Below are 23,253 nucleotides of genomic sequence, written 5' to 3' on the forward strand. Positions count from 1 at the left end.
GGTTCGACCGCCCGGCCGGTGGGCAGCACTACCGGCATGACGATCCCTCACCGCCTGGTCGGCACCGGCGCCCACAAGGTCCTGGTCCTGCACGACTGGTTCGGCACCAGCGCCGGCTGGGGCCCGTTCCCGGACTACCTGGACGGCTCCGCCTTCAGCTACGCCTTCCTCGACTACCGGGGCTACGGCGACCGCAAGGACGTGGCCGGCGCGTACACCCTGGCCGAGATCGCGGACGACGCGCTCGCGCTGGCCGACCAGCTCGACTGGCCGGAGTTCTCGCTGGTCGGGCACTCGATGGGCGGCAAGGCCGTCCAGCAGGTGCTCGCCCAGGCGCCCGGGCGGGTGCGGAAGTTGGCCGGGCTGGCGCCCGTTCCGGCCGGTCCGTACCCGATGGACGCGGACGGCGAGACGCTGTTCTACGGCGCCGCCGAGGACCGCGCCAAGCGGTACGCGATCCTGGACCTGGTGACCGGGCGGCGGGCCGGCCGGGTCTGGCTCGACCTGATGGTGGACCGCTCGCTGGAGCTGTCCACCCGGGAGGCCTTCGGCGGCTACGTCCGTGACTGGGCCACCGCCGACCTGGTGGACCGGGTGGCCGGGAACCCGGTGCCGGTCCGGGTGTTCGTCGGCGAGCACGACCTGCTGCTGACCGCCGAGGCGATGCGCGGCACCTTCCTCGCCCACTACCCCAACGCGGAGGTGGCGGAGCTCCCCGGCAGCGGCCACTACCCCATGCACGAGACCCCGGTCGCCCTGGCGGCCGCCCTGGAGGCCTTCCTCGGCGAGTAGCGCACCCGCGGCCGGCTACCCGAGCTGCCGGATCCGCTCCCGGACGGCGGGCGAGGCCTTCGCCCAGGAGCCGCTGTCGAACGGCGGCAGCGGGTCGTACTCGGCGTGCAGCTGGATCGCCCGGGCGGTGGTCTCGTCGGTGAGCAGGGCGGCGAGGTGCAGCGCCATGTCGATCCCGGCGGAGATCCCGGCGGCGGTGACGATCCGCCCCCGCCGCACCACCCGCTCGGGGAGGTAGGTGGCACCGTGGACGGCGAGTTCGCCGGCGGCCGCCCAGTGGGTGGTGGCGTCCAGGCCGTCCAGCAGCCCGGCGGCCCCGAGCAGCAGCGCACCGGTGCACACCGAGGCGGTGAACCGGGTGGTCGCGTGCGTCCGGCGCAGCCAGTCGAGGAGCGCGGCGTCCGTCATCAGCGGCCGGGTGCCGTGCCCGCCCGGGACGAGCAGGACGTCACAGGCCCCGACGTCCGCCCGGCCGGTGGGCACGTCCAGCCGCATCCCGCCGATGCTGTCGGCCACGACCCCCTTCTCCCCCGCCGAGACGAACCGCACGGTGGCGCCCGGCAGATGGCCGAGCACCTGGTACGGGCCGATCGCGTCCAGCGGCTCGAAGTCGTCGAAGAGCAGGATGACGATGTCCATGTGCCGCAGCGTAGACGCGAGTCGGGTCCGCGTACCGCCCCTGGGCAGCGGATTCACGAGAACGAGTGGTCTGCACCACTGGCCTTTACCGGAGCGCATCCAACTCCGCGCCGATGGCCGCGCGGATCGGGTCGTGGGCGGGGGTGAGGGCGTGCGCCGGGTCGGTCCAGCGGTCGTGCGGGTAGAGCCAGACCGGCAGCCGGACGAGGTCGGCGGGCTCCCACTCGTAGCGGGGCCAGACATGGGCGTGCAGCATCGGGTCGGTGTTGCCGAGGATCTCCAGGTTGACCCGCCGGAACGCGGGATCGGCCGCGCGGCAGGCCCGTTCGACGGCCTCGCCGAGGCGGTCGAGGTCCTCCAGGTAGGCGAGCCGACGCGGCCGGGGCAGGTCGGAGAGCCGCTGCACGCCCGGCTCGTCGGTCAGCAGGATCGCGTACCCGGGCAGGAACTGCACGTCCCCGATCACCGCGAACCCGGCCTCCAGCCGCCGGACGACGGTGGGGTTCTCCCCGCGCAGCGCGCTGCCGATCCGGTCGGCCTTCCAGTCGTTCTCGTTGTCGATCATGGATCGATGCTAACGACCCCGGCCGGCGGGCGATCGGGCCCGCACGGACGCGGAACGCCCGGCCGGGAGGTCCCGGCCGGGCGCGTGGATCCGAGGCGGTGTCAGAACTGGGTGGTGACGGTGACGCCGCTGAAGTCGGTGACGGCGTACAGGCTGAGGTAGCGGTAGCCGGCCGTCGGGTTGGTGACGGTGATGGACTGGGTGGCACCGGCGGCCGTCGAGGCGGCGGTGTAGGCCGTCGGCGACGCCCAGGTGTCCGCGTTGTAGTACAGGTACGCGGTACCGGTGCCGCCGGTGGTGGAGACCTTCAGCGTGCTGGTGCCGGCCGGCAGGTAGACGTACAGGAAGTCGGAGTTGCCGGCGGTCGCGGCGCGGCCGGACCGGGCGCAGTTCTGGCCCATCGCGTCGTTGCGCTGGTCGGCGCAGGCCAGCAGGGAGGTGGCCGGGGCGGTCACGGTGACCGTGGTCGGGGTGACGGCGGTCCGGCCGGTGTCGTCGGTCGCGGTGAGGGCGACGGTGTAGGAGCCGGCCACCGCGTAGGTGTGGCTCGGGTTGCGCTCGTCCGAGGTGGTGCCGTCGCCGAAGGTCCAGTGCCAGGCGGTGATCCGGCCCGGGCCGGTCTGCACGGACCGCTCGCTCACGTTGACGGTGGCGCCGTTCACCGTGGTGTCGAACAGCGCGGTCGGGCCGGCCGCGTAGCAGGCACCGGCGGCGCAGGCGGTGAGCCAGGCGTCGAAGTCGGCGTCGTAGGAGGTGCCGAGGTTGTTGTAGACCGCGTAGCCGCCGGTGTAGTCGGCGACGCGGAACCGCGCCAGCATGGCCTGCACGTCGGCCGGGTGCTTCTCCAGCATGTAGCGGACGGCCAGGTAGCCCCACGGGTAGACCCGGGTCGAGTCCGAGTTGGCGTAGGTGTTCTGGAAGAGGGTGCTGAGCTTGTAGGTGTGCTGGGCGGCCTGCGCCATCGCGTCGGTGTCGGTGGTGGCGCGGTAGGTGTACGACATGTACTCGGCGAGGCCCTCGACCCACCAGATGTCCGGGACGGAGGTCTGGGTGGAGAAGTTGCCCTTCATGTCGTAGATGCCGTCGAGGTAGTGGCTGTACTCGTGGTTGAGGTTCCAGACCCGGGCGGTGTCCTTGGTGTTCCAGGCCTTCTGGTACATCACGTTCACGGCCCGGCTGTTGGGGTTGGTCGGGTCCATGACGGTCTGGCCGCCGTTGTCGGTCGAGTTGCCGTAGATCGCCCACGAGTAGGTGGTGTAGTCGGCCTTGTTGGCGAAGATCCCGAGGGTGACGGTCTTGGCGTACTGGTTCGGGATCGGGCCGTTGTCCTTGACCACGCTGTGGAAGAACGTGTCCTCGCCGCGCAGGCTGGTGCAGGCGGCCTCGAGTTCGGCGGCCGACAGGGCCTGGGCCTGGATGGTGCGGTTGTCGCAGACCAGCTGGTTCGGCAGGACCACCGAGGTGAGCTTGGCCGGCAGGTTGCAGATGCCGTAGTACGAGCACTGGCCGTTGTTGTAGTACGCGGCCTGGACAGCCGTGTACACGTACAGCGACCCGAAGGGCGTGAGCAGCGGCGCGGAGTCCAGCACCTTCTTGACCAGCGGCTTGGCCACGGCCTCGGCGGCGGGGCTGGTTCCGGCGAACCGGGCCAGGTCGTTGCCCGCATTGGTGTCGAGCACCGAGTGGGGGCCGCTGAGCAGGTCGCGGTGCTTGATCGCGAAGTCCGCCAGCGAGTTGACGAGGCCCGGGTCGGCGGCGAGCGCCCGGACGAAGTCCTGGTTCCGGTAGCCGCCCCAGAGCGGGTAGTACAGCACCGAGTTGACCGCGCTGATCATCTGCGGGAACGCGTTGTAGGTGTTGTTGTACTCGTCGAGGATCCGCTTGTAGGCACCGATGTAGCGGGCCTGGACGTTGGCGCTGTCGGTGAGCCACACCACCTCCTTGAGGAGGCTGCCGTTGCTGTCGCTGACGTCGCGCCAGCGGGTGCCGGCGAACAGCGTGTCCAGCGCGGAGGTGACGGCGGTGGTGAGCTCGCCGGTGTACGGGCCGGTCCGGTCCGGGTTGTAGAACTGGATGTAGTAGCCCACCTGCAGGTACTTCACCAGCTGGGTGATGCCGGTCGAGCTGTCGCCGCTGTAACCGGCCGCGAGGCCCTTGAGGGCGGCCGCGACGGACAGCATCCGGGACTGCTGGAAGATGCTGGGGTCGGCACTGCCGCTGCTGTACAGCGACTTGACGCAGTCCACGGTCGAGCTCTTGATGAACGCGACCAGGTCGGCCCCGGTGCGGGCCGCGAAGTCGGCCGGGGTGCAGCTCTGCGCGGCGAGGGACTTGAACGCGGCGGGGGCGCTCGCCTCGGCCGGATCGTTCAGGCGGGTCGCGCCGATCAGCGCCGGGGGCAGCGCGGCGGCGGGCTCGGCGAGTTCCTCGGAACCCGTCGTCACGGTCGGGGCGGTGAGGCCGACCGGGCCGGACGAGGTCGGGACCGCCGGGGCCGGGGCCGAACCGGCGGTGGCGACGGGGGGCGCCGCGAAGGCCGCCTGGGTCGGCAGCACGGCGGTGGCCGTGGCGCAACAGGCGACGACGCCGGCAGCGAGCATGGAGAGTCTGGTGCGCAGGAGCACGCCGAATCCTTCGTGAGTGGGGGCAGCCCGAGTTGGGGTCGGACTGAAGGAAGGAGATGTGGCGTGGATCCTGTCATCGGCTGATGATCAGAACAATGTCACAGGTTATATTGCATGAGATTTTCAGCCACCTTGCCGCCCGCCCCGCCCTCCACGCGGCCGACCTGCGACGGTTCCGGCCGGAACGAACCGGCAGGCAGGCACCGAAGGGGCGTCCGGACACGAGCCGGGCGGCCGCACCGGCCGACGGGCCGTTCGGTCTGGCCGATCTGCGCCCCTGCACGCAGCACCCACACACGACGCCCACACGCGGCACCCGCGAACAGAGGGCCCCGACCTGACGTACGCGACCCATTCACGGCATGTCGAGTGACGCGGGTCACATCCGAGCCGCCGATGAGTTTCCGCACCGTCGCCGGTCCTATGAGCATGACGAACACGATGACCGCGAGGACCGCCACCGCTTCCGCCGCCGCCCGCCCGCTGCTGACCGCCGGCGCGGTCGCCGGTCCCCTCTTCCTCGCCGTCGGCGCGGTCGGCGGGTCGACCCGGGAGGGCTTCGACTTCACCCGCAACGCGCTCAGCCAGTTGAGCCTCGGCGGGCTCGGGTGGATCCAGCAGACCGCGTTCCTGCTCACCGGCGCGCTGCTGCTCGCGGGCGCCGTCGGACTGCGCCGGGCCCTGCCGGGGAGCACCTGGGCGCCCCGGCTGGTCGGGGTGTTCGGGGCGAGCTTCGTCCTCGACGGGTTCTTCGCCGCCGACCCCGGGGCCGGGTTCCCGGTCGGGGCGCCCGAGGGCCGGGTGACCGAACTGAGCGGGCACGGCCTGGTGCACCTGGTCGGCGGGACGGTCGGCTTCCTCGCCCTGTGCGCTGCCTTCCTCGTCCTCGCCCGCCACCTGGGCGGGCCCTGGGCCCTCGCCTCGCGCCTGGTCGCGGCCGCCGTCCTGCTCGGGTTCGCCGCCTCGGGCGCCACCGTGCTGGCGTTCACCCTGGCCGCCGCGCTCGGACTGCTCTGGCTGACCGCTGTCGCGATCAGGCTCCATGCGTAATGATCATCAATCAGTGGACGACCGAACGGACTTCGAGGAGCACCGCATGACCACCCCCAACGGCCCCGCCAGCTACTTCCCCGCCATCGAGAAGAAGTACGGGCAGCCGGTCGCCCACTGGCAGGAGCTGATCCGCGCCTCCCCGTTGGCCAAGCACATGGAACTGGTCGCCTGGCTCAAGGCCGAGCACGGCATCGGCCACGGGCACGCGAACGCCCTCGTCAAGCACACGCTCGACGAGGGCGGGAAGTAGCCCCGCGGGGCGCGGCCTCAGATGCCGAGGCCGCGCACCATCAGGTCCACCAGCGCGAAGAAGAACAGCGAGATGCCGACGAAGCCGTTGGTCTGGAAGAACGCCCGGTTCAGCCGGGACAGGTCGTTCGGCTTCACGATGGTGTGCTCGTAGACGAAGGCGCCGGCCACCACCAGCAGGCCGATCCAGAACGCGGCACCCGCGTCGGTGAGCACCGCGTACCAGCCGAGCAGCAGCGTGGTGAGCACATGGCAGCCGCGCGCGCCCCGGATCGCGGCCGGGACGCCGAACCGGGCCGGCACCGAGCGCACCCCGCCCGCCCGGTCGGAGGCCACGTCCTGGCAGGCGTAGATCAGGTCGAAGCCGCCGATCCAGATGCCGACGGCCGCGCCGAGCACCACCGCGTCCCAGGACCAGGTGCCGGTGACGGCCAGCCAGGCGCCCACCGGGCCCATCGCCTGGGCCAGGCCGAGGATCGCCTGCGGGAAGTCGGTGAACCGCTTGCCGTACGGGTAGACCACCATCGGCACCACGGCGACCGGAGCCAGCGCGAGGCAGAGCGGGTTCAGCAGCGCGGCCGCGCCCAGGAAGACCACCAGGGCGACCGCCGAGCCGACGTACGCGGTCTTCAGGGACACCGCGCCGGTGACGAGTTCGCGCCCGGCCGTACGCGGGTTGCGGGCGTCGATCTCCCGGTCGATGATCCGGTTCGCCGCCATGGCGAAGGTCCGGAGCCCGACCATGCAGACCGTGACGACGAACAGCTCGCCCCAGTGCACCCGCTCGTCCGCCCGGAACATCGCCGTCAGCGCCGCGATGTAGGCGAACGGCAGGGCGAAGACCGAGTGCTCGATCATCACCAGCCGCAGGAAGGACTTGACCTTGCCGGGCGGGACCTCGGGGAGTGCGGCAGCGGTGCTCACAGGCCGTACTCCTTCCAGCGCCGGCTCACCAGGGCGGCGGTCTCCGGGTCGGAGGAGACCATCTCGGGCCAGCCGCCGTCGCGGGTGTAGCCCTCCTCGGGCAGCTTGCGGGTCGCGTCGATACCCGCCTTGCCGCCCCAGAACTGCTGGTACGAGGCGTGGTCGAGGTGGTCGACCGGGCCCTCGACCACGGTGAGGTCGCGGCTGTAGTCGACATTGCCGAAGGCCCGCCAGGCGACCTCCTGGTAGTCGTGGACGTCGCAGTCGGAGTCCACCACGATGATCAGCTTGGTCAGCGACATCATGTGCGCGCCCCAGATGGCGTGCATGGTCTTCTGGGCGTGCTTCGGGTACTTCTTGTCGATCGAGACGATCACGCAGTTGTGGAAGCCGCCGGCCTCGGGCAGGTCGTAGTCGACGATGTCCGGGATGATGATCTTCAGCAGCGGCAGGAAGAAGCGCTCGGTGAACTTGCCCAGCGGGCCGTCCTCCGTCGGCGGCCGGCCGACCACGATGGACTGCAGGATCGGGCGGCGGCGCATCGTCACGCAGTCGATCGTCAGCGCCGGGAACGGCTCCTGCGGCGTGTAGAAGCCGGTGTGGTCGCCGAACGGCCCCTCGGGCAGCATCTCGCCCGGCTCCAGCCAGCCCTCCAGGACCACCTCGGCGTCCGCCGGGACCTGCAGCGGGACGGTCTTGCAGTCCACCATCCGCACCCGCTCGCCCGCGACGAAGCCGGCGAACAGGTACTCGTCGATGTCGCCCGGCAGCGGCGCGGTGGCCGCGTAGGTGACGGCCGGCGGGCAGCCGAAGGCGATCGCGACCGGCAGCCGCTCGCCGCGCTTGGCGGCCACCGCGGCGTGGTTGCGGCTGTCCTTGTGGATCTGCCAGTGCATGCCGATGGTGCGGCGGTCGTGCCGCTGGAGCCGGTACAGACCGAGGTTGCGGATGCCGCTGTCCGGGTCCTTGGTGTGGGTCAGGCCCAGATTGAAGAAGGAGCCGCCGTCCAGCGGCCAGGTGAACAGCGCGGGCAGCTCGTCCAGGTTGACGTCCTCGCCGGTGAGCACCACCTCGTGCACGGGCGCGTCGCCGGACTTCACGTTCTTCGGCGGCACATGGGCCATCGAGGCCAGCTTGCCGAAGGCGTCCCGGAAGCCGGTGAAGCCCTGCGGCAGCTCCGGCTTCAGCAGACCGGAGATCCGGTCGGCGATCTCCTCCGGGCCCTTGAGGCCGAGCGCCTTGGAGAGCCGGCGCTCGGTGCCGAAGACGTTCATCGCCAGCGGCATCGACGAGCCCTTGACGTTCTCGAACAGCAGGGCCGGGCCCTTGGCCTTCTGCACCCGGTCGACGATCTCGCCGATCTCCAGATAGGGGTCCACCTCCGCCTTGATCCGCTTGAGGTCGCCTTCGCGGTCGAGGGCCCGCAGGAACGAGCGGAGATCGTCGTATGCCATGCCTGCCAGTATCCGCCACCCGCTAGCCTGGCCTGTGTCAAGGGCCCCCTCGAAGCGGCACCGGTCGACGGGCCGGCCCGCCGCCACGAGAACGCGCCCGCCACCGACGTCACCCGGGGGAGACCGCCGCCGTGCTGAGGATCCTGACCTTCGTACTCCCGCTCGCCCTGTGGGTATGGGCCTTCATCGACTGCCTGACCACCCCCGAGGACGAGGTGAAGCACCTGCCCAAGGTGGTCTGGGTGATCATCGTGCTGCTCTTCCCGCTCGTCGGCTCGATCGCCTGGCTGGTGGCCGGCAAGCAGCGCGGGGCGCTGCGGACCGCGCCGGCGGGCGGCCTGGACGCCGACGGCCCGGCGTACGCGCCCCGGCGCGACGGCCGGCCGGTGGCGCCTGACGACAACCCGGAGTTCCTCGCCTCGTTGAAGAAGCACAACAACGAGCACGAGGACATGCTCAAGCAGTGGGAGGCGGATTTGCGCCGCCGCGAGAACGAGCTGCGCGGCAAGGACGACCCGGACGAAGGGCGTCGCGGCTGAGCCCGTGTCGCTCGGACAGCCCACCCGGCATCCACCGGGTGGGCTGCGGTCTTTTTGGTGCATCCCTACGACTGGTCGGACACCACCGGCCCGCCGGCACGGCCTTCACCGCCGCACCAGGCGTCCCGCGGACACCCCCTCGGGAGACCCGGCCCTCCTTGACAGGTACAGCTGTGACCTGCATGTTTCCTCAGGTTACGCTCACCCGACCGCCATCTGGACGACAGCTCGGGGTAATCGAACAGCTACCGGCCGGACGGGCTGAAACGCTTCGCTTTCTGTGCAGCCCTGACATCTAAACGGACGCGACCTTGTACGGAATCGACGCCGAAACCAGCGCGCGGCCCCTCGTACAGTCATAAGTGAAGAAGTGATTCGCAGCCGGGGGCATCGCAGACGTTGGCTGTCGGACAGTTCCCTCACCTTTGGAGTGGTTCGAGATGACGGTTGTGCACCAGGCACCGGTCGACGACGACGTCCCTGAGATCCCCACGGACGTCCGGGGAAGAGTCGCGGAACTGCACGAACTCCGCGAGCAGGTCCGCCGGGGCCCCAGCGAGAAGGCCACCGAGGCCCAGCACGCCAAGGGCAAGCTGACCGCCCGCGAGCGGATCGACCTCCTGCTCGACGAGGGCTCGTTCCGCGAGGTCGAGCCGCTGCGCCGGCACCGCGCCACCGGCTTCGGGCTGGAAGCGAAGAAGCCGCACACCGACGGCGTGGTCGTCGGCTGGGGCACCGTGCACGGCCGGACGGTCTTCACCTACGCCCACGACTTCCGGATCTTCGGCGGCGCGCTCGGCGAGGCCCACGCCCAGAAGATCCACAAGATCATGGACATGGCCATCGCGGCCGGTGCCCCGCTGGTCTCGCTCAACGACGGCGCCGGCGCCCGTATCCAGGAGGGCGTCACCGCGCTCGCCGGCTACGGCGGCATCTTCCAGCGCAACACCAGGGCCTCCGGTGTGATCCCGCAGATCTCCGTGATGCTCGGCCCGTGCGCCGGCGGCGCGGCCTACTCCCCGGCCCTGACCGACTTCGTCTTCATGGTCCGCGAGACCTCGCAGATGTTCATCACCGGCCCGGACGTCGTCCAGGCCGTCACCGGCGAGAAGATCAGCCAGAACGGGCTCGGCGGCGCCGACGTCCACGCCGGCGTCTCCGGCGTCTCGCACTTCGTCTACGACGACGAGCAGTCCTGCATCGAGGAGGTCCGCTACCTCCTCTCGCTGCTGCCGCAGAACAACCGCGAGATGCCCCCGCCCGTCGTCAACGACGACCCGGTGGACCGCCGCAACGACAGCCTGCTCGACCTGGTGCCGGCCGACGGCAACCGGCCGTACGACATGCGCAAGGTCATCGAGGAGATCGTCGACCACGGCGAGTACCTGGAGGTCCACGAGCGCTGGGCCACCAATGTGCTCTGCGTGCTCGCCCGGATCGACGGCCACGTCACCGGCATCATCGCCAACCAGCCGCAGTCGCTGGCCGGCGTCCTGGACATCAACGCCAGCGAGAAGGCCGCGCGCTTCGTCCAGATGTGCGACGCCTTCAACATCCCCCTGGTCACCATGCTCGACGTCCCCGGCTTCCTGCCCGGTGTCGACCAGGAGCACGACGGCATCATCCGGCACGGCGCCAAGCTCCTCTACGCCTACTGCAACGCGACCGTGCCGCGGATCCAGCTGATCCTGCGCAAGGCCTACGGCGGTGCCTACATCGTCATGGACTCCCGCTCGATCGGCGCCGACCTCTCCTTCGCGTGGCCGACCAACGAGATCGCCGTCATGGGTGCCGAGGGCGCCGCCAACGTCATCTTCCGCCGGGACATCAACGCCGCCGACGACCCGGACGCGATGCGCACCCAGAAGATCAAGGAATACAAGAGCGAGCTGATGCACCCGTACTACGCGGCCGAGCGCGGCCTCGTGGACGACGTCATCGACCCCGCCGAGACCCGCCAGGTCCTGGCGTCCTCGCTGGCCATGCTGCGCACCAAGCACGCGGACCTGCCGAGCCGCAAGCACGGCAACCCTCCGATGTAGCAGCGCCGCCCGGCCCGAGCAGTACGGCCGGCCGAGCCGACGCCCACTCACCACTTACGCCGGGAGAAATCCGGACCATGACCGCTTCCGCCGAACCACTCGTCCGAATCGTCCGCGGCTCGCTCTCCGACGAGGAGCTCGCCGCCCTGACCGCCGTGCTGATGGCCCGCGCCGCGGCCGCCCAGCAGGCGGCCGCCTCCTCGCCGGTCGAGCCGATCGCCAACTGGCAGCGCCTGGAGCGCCGTCCGGCGTACTTCTCGCCGGTCAGCTGGCAGTGGGCCGCCTGACGCCTCGCCCGAGGGCCCGCACGAAGACCGCTCGGCCGTCGGCCGGCCACCCGCAGTACCGGGGTGGCCGGCCGACGGCGTTCCCCGGGACGGGGGCCGGCCGCGGCGGGCCGGACGGGCCGCGGGGGCCGGAACTCCGCACTGCCGCCCGAAACGGCTCGAAAGGGTCCCTACCGGACGGTATGCGGGCCGCCGCCCGGCCCGCCCCCGTAGGATCCAGCAGCTGACGACCGGAACCACCAGGGAGGCTGCGATGGCCAGGCAGGCCCGCGCGCTGGCGACCCGCCAGACGGTGCTGCGCGCCGCGGCCGAGGTGTTCGACGAACGCGGCTACGCGGGCGCCACCATGGCCGAGATCCTGGACCGGGCCGGGGTCACCAAGGGCGCGCTCTACTTCCACTTCCCGTCCAAGGAGGAGCTGGCGCTCGCCGTGATCGAGGGCCAGGGCGGCTGGCTGGCCACCTGGCAGCCGACCTCCGACAGCCCGATGCAGACCGTGATCGACCTGGGGCACGCCTTCGCCCACTCGCTGCTGGACGACCCGCTGCTGCGCGGCTCGATCCGGCTGACCATCGAGCACGGCACCTTCACCCAGCCGCAGATCGGCGCCTACCAGGGCTGGACGGACGCGGCGCGGGAGCTGCTGGAGCGGGCCCGGGACGCCGGCGAACTGCGGCCGGGGGTGCGGCCGGCGGCCGCCGCGGGCGTGATCACCGGCGCGGTGACCGGCATCCAGCTCAGCTCGCAGGTCCTGACCGACCGCAAGGACCTGCTGCAGCGGATGGCCGACCTCTGGACGCTGCTGCTGCCCGGACTGGTCGAGCCGCGCACCCTGGCCCGGCTGAACACCTTCGACCTGGACCGGGACTAGAGGGCGGATCCGATCCGGTAGTCCGCCACCCGGTCGGCCGGGACGAGGGACGGCAGGGCCACCGTCCAGAGGCCCCCGACCGCCTCGGCGGCCAGCCGGCCGGTGGACTCGGCGGCGAACAGCACCAGCCCGGCCGCCAGGGTGGTCAGCAGCCCGGCCGCCTGCTCCCGGTCCAGCCCGGGCCGCAGCTCGCCGGCCGCGGCGGCGCGGTCGAGCAGGGTACGGAAGACGGCGGTCAGGCTCCACCACGCGTCCGCCGAGGGCTCCGGCGGCGAACCGGCCGGCGACACCACCGCCCCCACCCCGCAGCCGGCCGGGCGGCCGCCGAGACCCAGCAGCACACCGGCCCGGACGACCACGTCCTCGCGCAGCAGCCGGGCCAGTTCTTGGGTGAGGTCGAGGAGTTCCTGGACGGCCGGCCCCCGGCCGCGCAGCGCGCGCAGCACGGCCAGGCCGATGGTGTCGGCGGCCGCGGTGCGGACCCCGTCCGCGAGCGCCTGCTTGGAGACGAAGTGGAAGTAGAGCGCGCCCTTGCTGACGCCCGCCCGGCGACTGATGTCGACCAGGCTCGCCGACTCGAATCCCGCGTCGGCGAAGGTGTCCGCCGCCGCGAGCAGCACGGCCTGCCTGGTCCGCCCTGCCCGTTCCTGCTTGGCCACTCGGTCCCTCCGGCCCCCGGCCGTGGCGAGCTCCGGCTCGCCCGGTTGCTGTCACGGCGCCGTCGTCGATGGTGCGGCGCCTCTGCGGACCGTCGGGGGCGCGCCGCGCCCACCCGAAACCGCATGGTTGGTATCTAATCTAGCCCCTGCCCGGCCCCCGCCGTCCAGAGGGGACCGACCCCCGCCCAAGGTCCTGGGCGGGCCGCCCGGGCGTTGCCGCAGGCCGGAACGCGGGTACGGTGAACCCGCCGGGTGCGCGACGGCGGCTACCCCGCAGGGGAAGCAGAAACCGGGTGGCCTGTATGTTTTGCGCAGGCCGCCAGTTCGGCCGGCCGACCGACACCCGGGAGTGGGGCCAGTCATGCCAGTGTTCACCGCGATGGACGGCGACGCTCCGTATCCCCACCCCGGCCCCGCCCAATCGGGCCCGCGCCGCTACGACTTCCACGAACGGACCGTCTCCCGTCAGCTGGTCCACCGCTCCTCGGTCGCCGAAGTACTCATCACCGGCTGGCAGTCCACCGGTCCGTACGACTTCCTGCTGGGTGCCCAGTGGCCCCGGCTGCACGGCTTCTACCGGCTGCCCGGCGACCGGCACCACGACCCGGTGCTGATGGCCGAAACCGTCAGGCAGGCCGCCCTGTTGGTCGGCCACGCCGGTTTCGGCGTCCCCCACGACCACCACGCCGTGCTCGACGAACTCGGCTACACCCTCGGCCCGGCCGGCCTCGACGGCCTCGCGGTCGGCGCCGCCCCCACCGAACTGATGCTCAGGATCAGCTGCCACGACGTCCGGATGCGGCACGGCCGGCTGGTCGCGCTGCGGGTGCACGCGGAGATCGAACGTGACGGCCGTCCGGTCGGCCGCGGTGTCGGGGGCCTGCGGATCCTCTCCCCCGCCGCCTACGACCGGCTGCGCGGCCCCCGCCGCCCGGCTGCCCCGCCGCGGATCCCGGAACAGGTCGTCGCGCCGGAACTGGTGGGCCGCCAGCAGGCCGCCGATGTGGTGCTCGGCCCCGCGCTGCTGCCCGGCAGCTGGCTGCTGCGCGCCGACGCCGCCCACCCGGTGCTGTTCGACCCGATGGACCCGGCGCCGGGACACCTGCCCGGGATGCTCGTCCTGGAGGCCGCCCGGCAGGCCGCGCAGCGGCTGCACCACCCGGACCGGGTGGTGCCGGTGGACCTGGTGACGGCCTTCCACGACCCGATCGCGCCGGACCGCCCCTGTGTGGTGCGGGCCGTCCGGGAGGCCGGGCCGGAGTCCGGTCAGGACGGCTGCGGCGGGCGCCGGGCACCCGTCCGGGTCGTCCTGGTCCAGGACGGCCGCACGGTGGCCGAGGTCCGACTGATCGGCGCCCCCGCCGACGGTGCCCCCGTCGGCGGCGGCAAGTCCGCGGCCGCCCCGGCCCCCGCCCGCCGCGGTCTGCCGCTCGCCAGCTGAACCGGAGCCCCCGCTCCCCCGTTCTCCCCGCGCCCGCTACCCCCGTCGGGTCAGGCCGCCACCAGCGCCGACGACGGTCGCCCCGCGTGCATCACGCTGAGGTTCTCCGCCAGCCGCCCCGGATCCTGCGCCAGCCAGAGCCGCAGCGCGGCGCCCAGCATCGCGCTGGCCGAACCGATCCGCACCTGCGTCACCTGGGCGATCCGGGCCGCACCCGGCACCAGCAGATCGGCCAGCGGCGTCGGCAGCCAGACGGTCAGCGCGCACGGCGCGGGGGCCGCGAGGGCGCCCAGCAACCGATGGGCGTCGGCCGGCGAGACGAACGTCGGGATGATGTCCAGCAGCCCGTCGGCCACCACCTCGGACACGTCGCTGCGGTGCCCCTGGGCGAGCCGGCGGAGCAGCAGCTGCTCGGCGGCGGTGATTCGGACGGTCAGCATGACCTCGTCGCACTCCATTGCGCGATTTCCTCCTCAATTCCTCCCCGTGCCGGACCGGGTGGCCCGGCACGCACTACCCCCGTCGCACCTCGGCCCGGCTTCCTCGTCTGGAGTGCCGGGCCGGTGTGTGGTTCCGGTTCCGGTCAGAGCCCCGCGTAGGAGTGCTTGCCGGTCACGAAGATGTTCACGCCGTAGTAGTTGAACAGCCAGCAGGCGAAGGCGCCGAGGGCCAGGTAGGCGGCCTTGCGTCCCTTCCAGCCGGCCGTGGCGCGGGCGTGCAGGTAGCACGCGTAGGCGACCCAGGTGATGAACGACCAGGTCTCCTTCGGGTCCCACTCCCAGTACTTGCCCCAGGCGGCCTCGGCCCAGATCGCGCCCGCGATGATGGTGAAGGTCCAGAGCGGGAAGACCAGCGCGTTGATCCGGTAGGACAGCTTGTCCAGGGTCGAGGCGGCGGGCAGCCGGCGCCAGATCGACGGCGAGGTGCCGAGCGGGCCCTTGGCCAGGCCGGCCGCCGCCCTCCGGTCGAAGGATTCCTTGCCCAGGTAGAGCAGGGTCGTGATGAACGCCGCGTAGAAGGCGCCGCCGCAGATGATCGCGGTGGAGACGTGGATCGCCAGCCAGTACGAGTGCAGGGCCGGCACGAGCTGCTCGGACTCGGTGTAGAGCACGGAGACGGCGACGCCCAGGGTGAGCAGCACCGCCAGGGTGACCGGCAGGCCGAGCCAGCGGACCGGCTTCTTCGCGATCATCAGGCCGAGGAAGGCCAGCGTCATGGCGAGCGCGAAGGCGCAGGAGAACTCGTACATGTTGCCCCACGGCCAGCGGGACACCGAGAGGCCGCGGGTGAGGACACCGCCGACGTGCAGCAGGGCGGCGAGCACGGTGAGCGAGACCGCGATCCGGCCGGACAGGTCGGCCTTCTCGCTGGTGCCGGCCGCGCCGGGGCCGTCGACCTCCTCGTCGCCGCGCCCGCTGGTCACCACCGTCGCACCCTCGCCGGCCAGCGCCGTGCGGGTGAGCGTGGTGGTGCCGCCGCCCGCCGAGGCGACGGTGACGGTGACCTTCTTGGCGCCCTTGGCCTTGGCCTCCGCCGCGGCGACGGTCCCGGCCAGGCCCGCCTGCTCGGTGGAGCGGACGGCGACGGCGCCCTTGGCACCGAAGGTCCACTCGAACATGTAGGCGAACATGGCGATCAGGTAGACCGCCATCGCCGAATAGATCAGCTTGTTGGACAGGTCGGCCAGCTGCGGGTCGACCGACGAGGCGAGGTGCACCGTCTACTCCTTGGAGTTCTGATCGGCGGGAACTGCGGATTCTGCGGGTGCCGAGGCCTCGTCGGCCTCCGCGGAGCCGTCCTCGGACTCGTCGTCGGACTCGCCGTGGGGCTCGTTCTCGGACTCGGGCTCGGGCTCGTTCTCGGGCTTGTTCTCTGGCTCGTTCTCGGACCTGTCGTCGAGCGCCGGGGCGTCGTCCTGGAGGTCCACCGCGAGCGCGGCCAGCTCCTCGGCGATCTTCGCCGACTCACTGCGGCCCAGCCCGGCCAGCTCGACCTGCGTCCCGCCGCCCGGCAGGGCCACCGCCCGCACCCAGATCCGGCGCCGCTGGATGAACAGCGAGCCGATCAGGCCGGCGATCGCCAGCACCGCGCCGGCCAGCGCGATCGCGTTCCCCGGACGGTGCGAGACATTGAAGCTGGCCCACTGCTTGTAGCCCTCGAAGGTGACCGTGCCGTAGCCGTCCGGCAGGGCCCAGACCTCGCCCGGCTTCATCCGGACCTTGGCCGGCTGGCCGTCCTGCTGGAGCTGGGTCAGGTTCTTCGTGTTGAGCTGGTAGATGTTCTGCGGCAGGCCGGAGTCGGTGCCCAGGTCGCCCGCGTAGGCGTTGAGCACGAGCACCGGGTCCGCGTCACCGGGGAACAGCGAGCGCGGGCCGGTGTTCCGGTCGAAGGCCACCGGGGCGGTCGGCAGGAAGAACCCGGACAGGCCCAGCTGGGTCCGCTTCCCGTCCTTGTCGCCGTAGTCGGAGACCTTGATGACGCCGGTGGAGGTCAGGTTGCCGTCCTGCGGCAGGAACGGGGTGGCGCCGGTGTAGACGACGTCGCCGGCCGCGTTGCGCACGGTGATCTTCGGGGCGTAGCCGTGCCCGATCAGGAAGAACTTGCTGCCGCCGATCTCCAGCGGGTGGTTGACCTCGATCTTCCCCTGCTTGAGCTTCGCCGGGTCACTGCCCTCGTAGTAGTCGACGTTCGCGGTGAACTCCCGCGCGCTGCCGATCTGCGAGCCGTTGTTCTGGAACTTCGAGGTGAACCTGTTCAGCTTCACGTAGAAGGGGTCGAGGTCCTCGGTCCCGTAGAACCGGGTGCCGGTGAAGTCGTCGAGCTGGGTGATCGTGTTGGAGTAGCCCTCGCCCTCGACCAGCAGCTTGCCGCCGGTGCCGCTGGCCAGGCTCGCCCAGGCGAAGCCGCCGAGCAGCGCGAACAAGGACAGGTGGAAGACCAGGTTGCCGACCTCGCGCAGATAGCCCTTCTCGGCCGCCACCGCGCCGCCGTCCAGGTGCGCCCGGAAGCGCCGCCCGCGCAGCAGCCGGTGGGCGGCGGCGTTGACGGCCGCGGCGTCCGCGTCCGTCCGCCAGGCCGCGTACACCGGCATCCGGGTCAGGTTGCGCGGCGCCGCCGGCGGCCGGGAGCGCAGCACCCCGACGAACTGCCAGGTGCGCGGCACGATGCAGCCGGCCAGCGAGGCGAACAGCAGGATGTAGATCGCGGAGAACCAGACCGAGCTGTAGACGTCGAACAGCTGGAGCTTCTCGTAGATCGGCGCGACGGTGCTGTGCTGCGCCTTCCAGGTCTCGACCTTGAACTGGTTCTGGCCGTTCTGCGGGATCAGCGAGCCCGGGATGGCCGCCAGCGAGAGCAGGAAGAGCAGGATCAGCGCGACCCGCATCGAGGTCAGCTGGCGCCACATCCAGCGCAGCCAGCCGACCACGCCGATGCCGGTCGGGCCGTCGGACTCGGCCGGGGCGGTGGTGAGCCGCTCGGCCGCTTCCTCGGTGGCGCCCTGCGCCGGGTCACCGACCCGGTCACGGTCGGTCGTCGTGTTGGTCACGGGTCAGATTCCGATCTGGAAGCCGGCGAACTGGTTCTGCAGGTCACTCACCATGGCGTCCCAGACACCGGTGACCAGCAGCAGACCGACCACGACGAGCATGCCGCCGCCGATCCGCATGACGAGCGGGTAGTGCCGCTTCACCCAGCCGAAGGCGCCCAGCGCCCGGCGGAAGGCCAGCGCGGCCACGATGAACGGTACGCCGAGTCCCAGGCAGTAGAAGACCATCAGCAGCGCACCGCGTTGGGCGTCGGCCTGGTTGAGCGCGAGGTTGGTGACGGTGGCCAGGGTCGGCCCCATGCACGGGGTCCAACCGACCCCGAAGACCACACCGAGCAGTGGCGCGCCGAGCAGCCCGACCACCGGGCGGCGGTGGGTGCGCACCTCGCGCATGCTCAGGCCGGGCACCAGCCCCATGAAGGCCAGGCCCATCACGATGGTGAGCGCCCCGAGCACCTTGCTGATGACCGCCTGGTGCTCCTTGAGCGTGTCGCCGAACTGGCCGAACAGCGCGCCGCTGGAGACGAAGACGGCGGTGAAGCCGAGGATGAACAGCCCCGCGCCGGCCAGCATCCGGCCGCGCCGGGCCCCGCGCGCGTCGGCGAGGTCGGCGGCCGAGAAGCCGGTCACGTAGGAGAGGTAGCCGGGGACGAGCGGCAGCACGCAGGGCGAGAAGAACGACACCAGGCCCGCCGCCAGCGCGATCGGCGCCGCGACCAGCAGCGCCCCGCTCTGGATGGTCCCGATGTTGTCGGCGAGCTGCAGCGTCCCGCTCACCGCTGCTGCTCCGCCAGCACCGGCTGGAGCATCGTTTCGAGGGCGTCGTCGGTCTGGCCGCCGACGGCCCGGGCGGCGAGCCGGCCGTCCCGGTCGACCACCAGGGTGGTCGGGATGGACTGCGGGTTGAGGCTGCCCTTGGGGAACTTCAGCAGCTGGGCGCCGGCCGGGTCGTAGATGCTGGGGAAGGTGACGCCCTTCTCCTGCTCGAAGCGGACGGCGTTCTTGATCTCGGTGTCCCGGGTGTTGATCCCGAGGAACTGCACGCCCTGGTCCTTGTACTTGTCCCAGATCCGCTGGAGGTCGTCGGCCTCCGAGCGGCACGGGCCGCACCAGGAGCCCCAGACGTTCAGCACGACGACCTTGCCCCGGTAGTCGGAGAGCTTGGCCGGGGCGCCCTCCAGGGTGTCGCCGCCGATGTCCGGCGCTTCCTGGCGGTGGCCGACGGCGGCGGTGGAGATGTTGCTGCCCTTGGCGGTGACGAAACCGATCTGCCCGTCACCACTGGCCGAGGAGCCGGAGGAGCTGCAGGCGGTGAGGACCAGCGCGGCAGCGGCGGCGGTGACCGCGGCGGCGGCGAGACGGGGACGGAGGCGCGTCATGCCAGACATGTGAAAAGTTTCGCATGGAGTCACGGGCAGGTACCGGGGGGTCCGGCATTGTCTGCCGGACCCCCTCTGACCTGCGGCGGGATCGATCTGCGGGGTGTCGCGGGAGTGTGACCCAGGTCTTACTCACACGGCTCTTACACCGACTCGGGAACCATGAACACCGTTCCGCTCGTCCGGGCCTCCTCGGCGTACCCGGAACCGGACACCTCCGGATCGACCCCTGAGCAGCCCCCCGCTCGGCCCCTGACCGGCCCCGGAGCCGGCGTCAGGCGCCGAAGCTCTTGCCCACTGGCTTGCTCTTGCCGCCCTTGCCGACCAGATGGGCCGGCAGCAGGTCGCGGACCGGCTCGCGGTAGCCCACCGAGACGATCCGGTCGCCCTCGTAGGTGAAGCTGGTCAGCGAGGCCAGCGAGCACTGCCGGTTGCGCGGGTCGTGCCAGAGCCGGCGGCGCTCCACGAAGGAGCGGACGATCCAGATCGGCAGCTGGTGGCTGACGCAGACCGCCTCGTGCCCCCGCGCGGCGTCCCGGGCCGCGGCCAGCGCGCCCATCATCCGCACCGCCTGCTCCAGGTACGGCTCGCCCCAGGACGGCTTGAACGGGTTGGTGAGGTACTTCCAGTAGGACGGGTTGCGCAGCGAGCCGTCGCCCACTCCGAAGGTCTTGCCCTCGAAGATGTTCTCCGCCTCGATCAGCCGCTCGTCCGACGCGAGGTCCAGACCGTGGGACCGGGCGATCGGCGTGGCGGTCTCCTGGGCGCGCTCCAGCGGGGACGCCACCACATGGGTGATGTCCCGCCCGGCCAGGTCCTCGGCGACCCGCTCGGCCATCTCCCGGCCCAGCTCGGACAGCCGGTAGCCGGGGAGGCGGCCGTAGAGGACGCCCTCCGGGTTGTGCACCTCACCGTGCCGCATCAGGTGGACGACGGTGATGTCCTTGGCGCTCACTTCTCAGTACTCCTGGGACTCGTAAGGGCTGGGCGCTGGGCCTGGCGGCCCGGGCGGTGGCTCAGGCGGTGGCTTCGGCGGCGGCCCGGGCGGCGGCGGGCAGGGCGGCGGCGATCCGCTCGATCGCCCGCTCGTCGTGCGCCGAGGAGACGAACCAGGACTCGAAGGCCGACGGCGGCAGGTAGACGCCCTGGGACAGCATCGAGTGGAAGAACGCGGTGAAGCGGAAGGACTCCTGGGTCTTCGCCTCGTCGTAGTTCGTCACGGCGTCCTCGGTGAAGAACACCGAGAACATGTTCCCGGCGGTCTGCAGCCGGTGCGTCACGCCCTCCTTGGCGAGCGCGGCGGAGACCAGGCCGGAGATCTCGGCCGAGACCCGGTCGACGGTCGCGTAGACCTCGTCGGTGCAGCCCCGCAGCTGGGCCAGGCCGGCCGCGGTGGCGATCGGGTTACCGGAGAGCGTGCCGGCCTGGTAGACCGGGCCGGCCGGGGCGAGGTGGGCCATCACGTCGGCGCGGCCGCCGAAGGCCGCCGCCGGGAAGCCGCCGCCCATGACCTTGCCGAAGGTCAGCAGGTCGGGCGCCCAGCCCTCGTGCGCCGCCTCCAGGCCGTACCAGCCCGCCTTCGACACGCGGAAGCCGGTCATCACCTCGTCGGAGACGAACAGCGCGCCGTTCTCCCGGCAGAGCCGGGCCAGGCCGCCGTTGAAACCGGGCAGCGGCGGGACGACGCCCATGTTGCCGGGCGAGGCCTCGGTGATCACGCAGGCGATCTCGCCGGGGTGGGCCCGGAAGGCCGCCTCGACGGCGGCGAGGTCGTTGTACGGCAGCACGATGGTGTCGCCGGCCTGGGCCCCGGTGACGCCCGGGGTGTCCGGCAGGCCGAAGGTGGCGAGGCCGGAACCGGCGGCGGCCAGCAGCGCGTCCACATGGCCGTGGTAGCAGCCGGCGAACTTCACCACCTTGGCCCGGCCGGTGAAGCCCCGGGCCAGCCGGATCGCCGACATGGTGGCCTCGGTGCCGGAGGAGACCAGGCGGACCTGCTCGACCGGGGCGACCCGGGCGACGATCTCCTCGGCCAGCTCGACCTCGCCCTGCCCGGGCGTGCCGAAGGAGGTGCCGCGGGAGACCGCCTCCCGCACCGCGTCCAGGACGGCGGGGTGCGCGTGGCCGAGGATCATCGGACCCCACGAGCAGACCAGGTCGACGTACTCGCGGCCGTCGGCGTCGGTCAGGTAGGGGCCGGTTCCGGACACCATGAAGCGCGGCGTACCGCCGACGGCGCGGAAGGCGCGCACCGGGGAGTTCACGCCGCCGGGCGTGACGACCGAGGCACGATCGAAGAGCGACTGGGACTGGGGTGCTTCGTAGGGGTAGCTCACGGGAGACATGGTCTCAAATCGTGTCCTTCACCTCTGCATGTCGGACCTCATCATCTGGAACGATGATCCGGGCGCCCGAGTCTGTACGGTTATCCGTACAACAGGACCCCTGGCTGCGCCGGCCACCCGGACCAGTCAGACTATGTACCCGGAGTGTCTCCGGGGTTCGTCCGGCCGCGAGGGTGGGCAGGAACTCCGGGTCGATGCAGGGGTGTGAAGAGGACTGCCGCGTACCTCGACTGGGTACGGCGGCGCATGACGGGTAAGGAGCACGTCCGGAGGACACCGGACGTGCGGGGGTCTGTCGATTCCGGCGAATTCCGGTGAGGATGGTCCGAGTGTCCGAGGCGCAGGACGGCTACGACGAGGCCGCGGGTGGCCCCCGCCGGCCCGCCGAGACCGCACGCGGGGGTACGGGAGCGGGAACGGGGCGTGGCGGCCGTGGCCGTGAGAGGCGGGGTGAGGGACGCGTGGGGGTGACGTACAAGTACTTCGGCGCACCCGACCGGGCGACCGCGGCCCGGGTCCCGACCGCGCTGGGCCCCGGCGGGCTCGGCCTGGACGCGGGTGAACTCGGCTCGCTCGGCCGGCTCGGCGATCTGATGGAGACCAGCGGCTCGCCCAACGGCCATCTCTCCACCAAGATCAAGCCGGAGACCATGAGCGCGATGGTCCTCACCGGCATCCAGGGCGTACCGCTGCACCAGGTGCCCCCGCTGGAGCTGGTCGTGCTGCACCCGGACTACGCCGTCGTCCAGCTCCCCCACAACGTCGTCGAACCGCTGCGGAAGGCCGACGAGACCGAACTCGGCGCCGCCGCCTTCATCTGGTCCACCGTCCCCGACCGCCGGGGCCCGCGCGACGCCTTCGTGATCTACAGCATGCTGCACGAGTGGCAGGACTTCGCCAACCGCCTCCACGACGCCGGCCACCAGCTGTACTGCCTGGTCTGGCCCTGACCCACCGGCTTCGCGGGACGTTCGACGGGCAGGCCCCCCGGCACCACGCCGGGGGGCCTGCCCATTGGTGTCCGGGAGGGCGTCGGGGGGTCAGCCGCCGGAGCCGTAGCTGGTGTTGGCGCAGATGTCGTCGTCCGCCGAGCGGGCTTCCTCGGTGACCGAGCTGGGCAGCGGGGCGGGGGCCGCCGGGGTGCCCGGAGCGGCCGTGCCGGCGCCGCCGTTGGCGTCGGCGTAGTCCTTGCCGAGGACGACGCTGATGCCGGCCGCCGTGGTGGAGGTGAGGGTGGCCCCGGGGAACAGCGCGGCGACCTTCTCGGCGTTGGCCTTCTGCCCGGCGCCGTACTCGATCGTGGTGGTGGCCTTGTTGGTGGACTTCGCCTGGTTGACGCCGGTGACGGTGAACTGCGCCGCCTTCAGGGCCTCACCCGCCTTGGCGCCCAGCCCGTTGACGGTCGTTCCGTTGTAGACCGCGACCCGGATCGGGGCCGCGGCGGCGCGCGCGGGCGGCGCGGTGGTGGTCGGCGGAGCCTCCGGGGTGGCCGCCGGGGCCGCCGGGGCGGCGGGCGCGTCGGGCTGCTCGCCGGTGGCGTCCTTGCCGTCCAGGGTGCGGTCCGCCTTGATGGCCTCCCACAGCCGGTCCACGTCGGGCTTCACCAGGTCGAGGTTGGCATCGCTGTAACGCCACGGCGGGGTCACGAACTTGAGGTCGTGCAGGTCGATGTTCTTCAGCGAGAGGGCGAAGGACATCAGCTTGTCGACCGAGTTGAGCCCCTCGTCCACCCGCAGCGACTTGGTGGCCGCGTCGGCCAGCGGCAGCAGGGTGGTGGGCTCCAGGCCCTTCTTCTTCACCGTGCTGATCATCGAACTCATGAAGGCCTGCTGGCGCTTCATCC

23 protein-coding genes are annotated in these 23,253 nt (G+C 71.7%); 9 read left to right on the forward strand and 14 right to left on the reverse strand.

Features of this window, described 5'->3' with window-relative positions:
- The first annotated feature begins 36 nt into the window (after nucleotides 1–36).
- Nucleotides 37–792 (forward strand): alpha/beta hydrolase, encoded by a 756-nt coding sequence (locus VR45_RS01910; protein ID WP_045937887.1) that lies wholly within the window; start codon nucleotides 37–39, stop codon nucleotides 790–792.
- Nucleotides 793–807: 15 nt separating this feature from the next.
- Here VR45_RS01910 and VR45_RS01915 read toward each other — a convergent pair whose 3' ends face one another.
- The 3 genes from VR45_RS01915 to VR45_RS01925 all read right to left on the reverse strand — a co-directional run bounded on the left by VR45_RS01915 (nucleotide 808) and on the right by VR45_RS01925 (nucleotide 4,620).
- The gene (locus VR45_RS01915; protein ID WP_045937888.1) at nucleotides 808–1,431 is read right to left on the reverse strand and encodes a DJ-1/PfpI family protein; all 624 of its coding nucleotides are present in this window, start codon (nucleotides 1,429–1,431) and stop codon (nucleotides 808–810) included.
- An 85-nt stretch (nucleotides 1,432–1,516) separates the two neighbouring features.
- On the reverse strand, nucleotides 1,517–1,996 hold the full coding sequence (locus VR45_RS01920) for a diadenosine tetraphosphate hydrolase (protein ID WP_045937889.1): 480 nt from the start codon (nucleotides 1,994–1,996) through the stop codon (nucleotides 1,517–1,519).
- Between the two features lie 101 nt (nucleotides 1,997–2,097).
- Nucleotides 2,098–4,620: a collagenase gene (locus tag VR45_RS01925; RefSeq protein WP_052708775.1), complete on the reverse strand. Its 2,523-nt coding sequence runs from the start codon at nucleotides 4,618–4,620 to the stop codon at nucleotides 2,098–2,100.
- Nucleotides 4,621–5,049: 429 nt separating this feature from the next.
- Here VR45_RS01925 and VR45_RS01930 point away from each other — a divergent pair, with 429 nt between their 5' ends.
- Together VR45_RS01930 and VR45_RS01935 are read left to right on the forward strand one after the other, a co-directional pair.
- Nucleotides 5,050–5,670 carry a DUF998 domain-containing protein gene (locus VR45_RS01930; RefSeq protein ID WP_045937911.1) on the forward strand — a complete coding sequence of 207 codons (621 nt, stop codon included), beginning with the start codon at nucleotides 5,050–5,052 and terminating at the stop codon, nucleotides 5,668–5,670.
- 46 nt (nucleotides 5,671–5,716) lie between these two features.
- Entirely contained in the window at nucleotides 5,717–5,923 is a 207-nt protein-coding gene (locus VR45_RS01935; RefSeq protein WP_045937912.1) for a DUF4287 domain-containing protein, read from the forward strand.
- Between the two features lie 17 nt (nucleotides 5,924–5,940).
- Here the strand turns inward: VR45_RS01935 and mqnP are convergent, their stop codons facing one another.
- Nucleotides 5,941–6,846 (reverse strand): menaquinone biosynthesis prenyltransferase MqnP, encoded by a 906-nt coding sequence (gene mqnP, locus VR45_RS01940; protein ID WP_045937890.1) that lies wholly within the window; start codon nucleotides 6,844–6,846, stop codon nucleotides 5,941–5,943.
- Nucleotides 6,843–8,300 (reverse strand): menaquinone biosynthesis decarboxylase, encoded by a 1,458-nt coding sequence (locus VR45_RS01945; RefSeq protein WP_045937891.1) that lies wholly within the window; start codon nucleotides 8,298–8,300, stop codon nucleotides 6,843–6,845. Before VR45_RS01945 ends, mqnP begins: the two co-directional genes overlap by 4 nt.
- A 131-nt stretch (nucleotides 8,301–8,431) precedes the next feature.
- Between VR45_RS01945 and VR45_RS01950 the strand changes: the two genes are divergently transcribed.
- The 4 genes from VR45_RS01950 to VR45_RS01965 all read left to right on the forward strand — a co-directional run bounded on the left by VR45_RS01950 (nucleotide 8,432) and on the right by VR45_RS01965 (nucleotide 12,039).
- Nucleotides 8,432–8,839: a PLD nuclease N-terminal domain-containing protein gene (locus tag VR45_RS01950; protein ID WP_045937892.1), complete on the forward strand. Its 408-nt coding sequence runs from the start codon at nucleotides 8,432–8,434 to the stop codon at nucleotides 8,837–8,839.
- Between the two features lie 440 nt (nucleotides 8,840–9,279).
- Nucleotides 9,280–10,881 carry an acyl-CoA carboxylase subunit beta gene (locus tag VR45_RS01955; protein ID WP_045937913.1) on the forward strand — a complete coding sequence of 534 codons (1,602 nt, stop codon included), beginning with the start codon at nucleotides 9,280–9,282 and terminating at the stop codon, nucleotides 10,879–10,881.
- A 77-nt stretch (nucleotides 10,882–10,958) separates the two neighbouring features.
- On the forward strand, nucleotides 10,959–11,168 hold the full coding sequence (locus VR45_RS01960; protein ID WP_030393819.1) for an acyl-CoA carboxylase subunit epsilon: 210 nt from the start codon (nucleotides 10,959–10,961) through the stop codon (nucleotides 11,166–11,168).
- A 253-nt stretch (nucleotides 11,169–11,421) separates the two neighbouring features.
- Entirely contained in the window at nucleotides 11,422–12,039 is a 618-nt protein-coding gene (locus VR45_RS01965; RefSeq protein ID WP_045937893.1) for a ScbR family autoregulator-binding transcription factor, read from the forward strand.
- On the opposite strand, the gene VR45_RS01970 is transcribed toward VR45_RS01965, so the two are convergent.
- Nucleotides 12,036–12,698: a ScbR family autoregulator-binding transcription factor gene (locus VR45_RS01970; RefSeq protein WP_052708776.1), complete on the reverse strand. Its 663-nt coding sequence runs from the start codon at nucleotides 12,696–12,698 to the stop codon at nucleotides 12,036–12,038. The genes VR45_RS01965 and VR45_RS01970 overlap by 4 nt on opposite strands.
- Nucleotides 12,699–13,059: 361 nt before the next feature.
- Here VR45_RS01970 and VR45_RS01975 point away from each other — a divergent pair, with 361 nt between their 5' ends.
- Nucleotides 13,060–14,139, forward strand: a complete 1,080-nt coding sequence (locus VR45_RS01975; protein WP_159394091.1) for a ScbA/BarX family gamma-butyrolactone biosynthesis protein — start codon at nucleotides 13,060–13,062, stop codon at nucleotides 14,137–14,139.
- 50 nt (nucleotides 14,140–14,189) lie between these two features.
- Here VR45_RS01975 and VR45_RS01980 read toward each other — a convergent pair whose 3' ends face one another.
- From VR45_RS01980 to hemL, 7 genes are all read right to left on the reverse strand, one after another.
- Nucleotides 14,190–14,579, reverse strand: coding sequence for a hypothetical protein (locus VR45_RS01980; protein ID WP_159394092.1), 390 nt, complete (start codon nucleotides 14,577–14,579; stop codon nucleotides 14,190–14,192).
- Between the two features lie 143 nt (nucleotides 14,580–14,722).
- Complete coding sequence (gene ccsB, locus VR45_RS01985) at nucleotides 14,723–15,856, reverse strand: c-type cytochrome biogenesis protein CcsB (protein WP_045937894.1); 1,134 nt, start codon at nucleotides 15,854–15,856, stop codon at nucleotides 14,723–14,725.
- 3 nt (nucleotides 15,857–15,859) lie between these two features.
- Nucleotides 15,860–17,686 (reverse strand): cytochrome c biogenesis protein ResB, encoded by a 1,827-nt coding sequence (locus VR45_RS01990; protein ID WP_045937895.1) that lies wholly within the window; start codon nucleotides 17,684–17,686, stop codon nucleotides 15,860–15,862.
- Between the two features lie 3 nt (nucleotides 17,687–17,689).
- Nucleotides 17,690–18,463: a cytochrome c biogenesis protein CcdA gene (locus VR45_RS01995; protein ID WP_037779811.1), complete on the reverse strand. Its 774-nt coding sequence runs from the start codon at nucleotides 18,461–18,463 to the stop codon at nucleotides 17,690–17,692.
- A complete protein-coding gene (locus tag VR45_RS02000; RefSeq protein WP_353612655.1) occupies nucleotides 18,460–19,065 on the reverse strand; it encodes a TlpA disulfide reductase family protein in 606 nt (201 codons plus the stop codon). Before VR45_RS02000 ends, VR45_RS01995 begins: the two co-directional genes overlap by 4 nt.
- A gap of 274 nt (nucleotides 19,066–19,339) precedes the next feature.
- Nucleotides 19,340–19,987, reverse strand: a complete 648-nt coding sequence (locus VR45_RS02005; protein ID WP_045937916.1) for a histidine phosphatase family protein — start codon at nucleotides 19,985–19,987, stop codon at nucleotides 19,340–19,342.
- 94 nt (nucleotides 19,988–20,081) lie between these two features.
- Complete coding sequence (gene hemL, locus VR45_RS02010) at nucleotides 20,082–21,410, reverse strand: glutamate-1-semialdehyde 2,1-aminomutase (protein ID WP_045937897.1); 1,329 nt, start codon at nucleotides 21,408–21,410, stop codon at nucleotides 20,082–20,084.
- 461 nt (nucleotides 21,411–21,871) lie between these two features.
- Between hemL and VR45_RS02015 the strand changes: the two genes are divergently transcribed.
- A complete protein-coding gene (locus tag VR45_RS02015) occupies nucleotides 21,872–22,360 on the forward strand; it encodes a hypothetical protein (RefSeq protein ID WP_030393808.1) in 489 nt (162 codons plus the stop codon).
- Nucleotides 22,361–22,450: 90 nt separating this feature from the next.
- Here VR45_RS02015 and VR45_RS02020 read toward each other — a convergent pair.
- Nucleotides 22,451–23,253: LytR C-terminal domain-containing protein (locus tag VR45_RS02020; RefSeq protein ID WP_045937898.1), on the reverse strand; the 803-nt coding region annotated here is incomplete at its 5' end.

The organism is Streptomyces sp. NRRL S-495 (genome assembly GCF_000966955.1).
GTDB classification, from domain to species: Bacteria; Actinomycetota; Actinomycetes; order Streptomycetales; family Streptomycetaceae; genus Kitasatospora; species Kitasatospora purpeofusca.

What these genes read in the sequence shown, in the direction of transcription:
- VR45_RS01930 (WP_045937911.1), top strand. Translation starts at nt 5,050, where the DNA reads ATGACGAACACGATGACCGCGAGGACCGCCACCGCTTCCGCCGCCGCC.
- VR45_RS01945 (WP_045937891.1), bottom strand. Translation starts at nt 8,300, where the DNA reads ATGGCATACGACGATCTCCGCTCGTTCCTGCGGGCCCTCGACCGCGAA.
- VR45_RS01910 (WP_045937887.1), top strand. Translation starts at nt 37, where the DNA reads ATGACGATCCCTCACCGCCTGGTCGGCACCGGCGCCCACAAGGTCCTG.
- VR45_RS02005 (WP_045937916.1), bottom strand. Translation starts at nt 19,987, where the DNA reads ATGCGGCACGGTGAGGTGCACAACCCGGAGGGCGTCCTCTACGGCCGC.
- hemL (WP_045937897.1), bottom strand. Translation starts at nt 21,410, where the DNA reads ATGTCTCCCGTGAGCTACCCCTACGAAGCACCCCAGTCCCAGTCGCTC.
- VR45_RS01960 (WP_030393819.1), top strand. Translation starts at nt 10,959, where the DNA reads ATGACCGCTTCCGCCGAACCACTCGTCCGAATCGTCCGCGGCTCGCTC.
- VR45_RS01920 (WP_045937889.1), bottom strand. Translation starts at nt 1,996, where the DNA reads ATGATCGACAACGAGAACGACTGGAAGGCCGACCGGATCGGCAGCGCG.
- VR45_RS01955 (WP_045937913.1), top strand. Translation starts at nt 9,280, where the DNA reads ATGACGGTTGTGCACCAGGCACCGGTCGACGACGACGTCCCTGAGATC.
- VR45_RS01980 (WP_159394092.1), bottom strand. Translation starts at nt 14,579, where the DNA reads ATGCTGACCGTCCGAATCACCGCCGCCGAGCAGCTGCTGCTCCGCCGG.
- VR45_RS01935 (WP_045937912.1), top strand. Translation starts at nt 5,717, where the DNA reads ATGACCACCCCCAACGGCCCCGCCAGCTACTTCCCCGCCATCGAGAAG.
- VR45_RS01915 (WP_045937888.1), bottom strand. Translation starts at nt 1,431, where the DNA reads ATGGACATCGTCATCCTGCTCTTCGACGACTTCGAGCCGCTGGACGCG.
- VR45_RS01975 (WP_159394091.1), top strand. Translation starts at nt 13,060, where the DNA reads ATGCCAGTGTTCACCGCGATGGACGGCGACGCTCCGTATCCCCACCCC.
- VR45_RS01965 (WP_045937893.1), top strand. Translation starts at nt 11,422, where the DNA reads ATGGCCAGGCAGGCCCGCGCGCTGGCGACCCGCCAGACGGTGCTGCGC.
- VR45_RS02000 (WP_353612655.1), bottom strand. Translation starts at nt 19,065, where the DNA reads ATGACGCGCCTCCGTCCCCGTCTCGCCGCCGCCGCGGTCACCGCCGCC.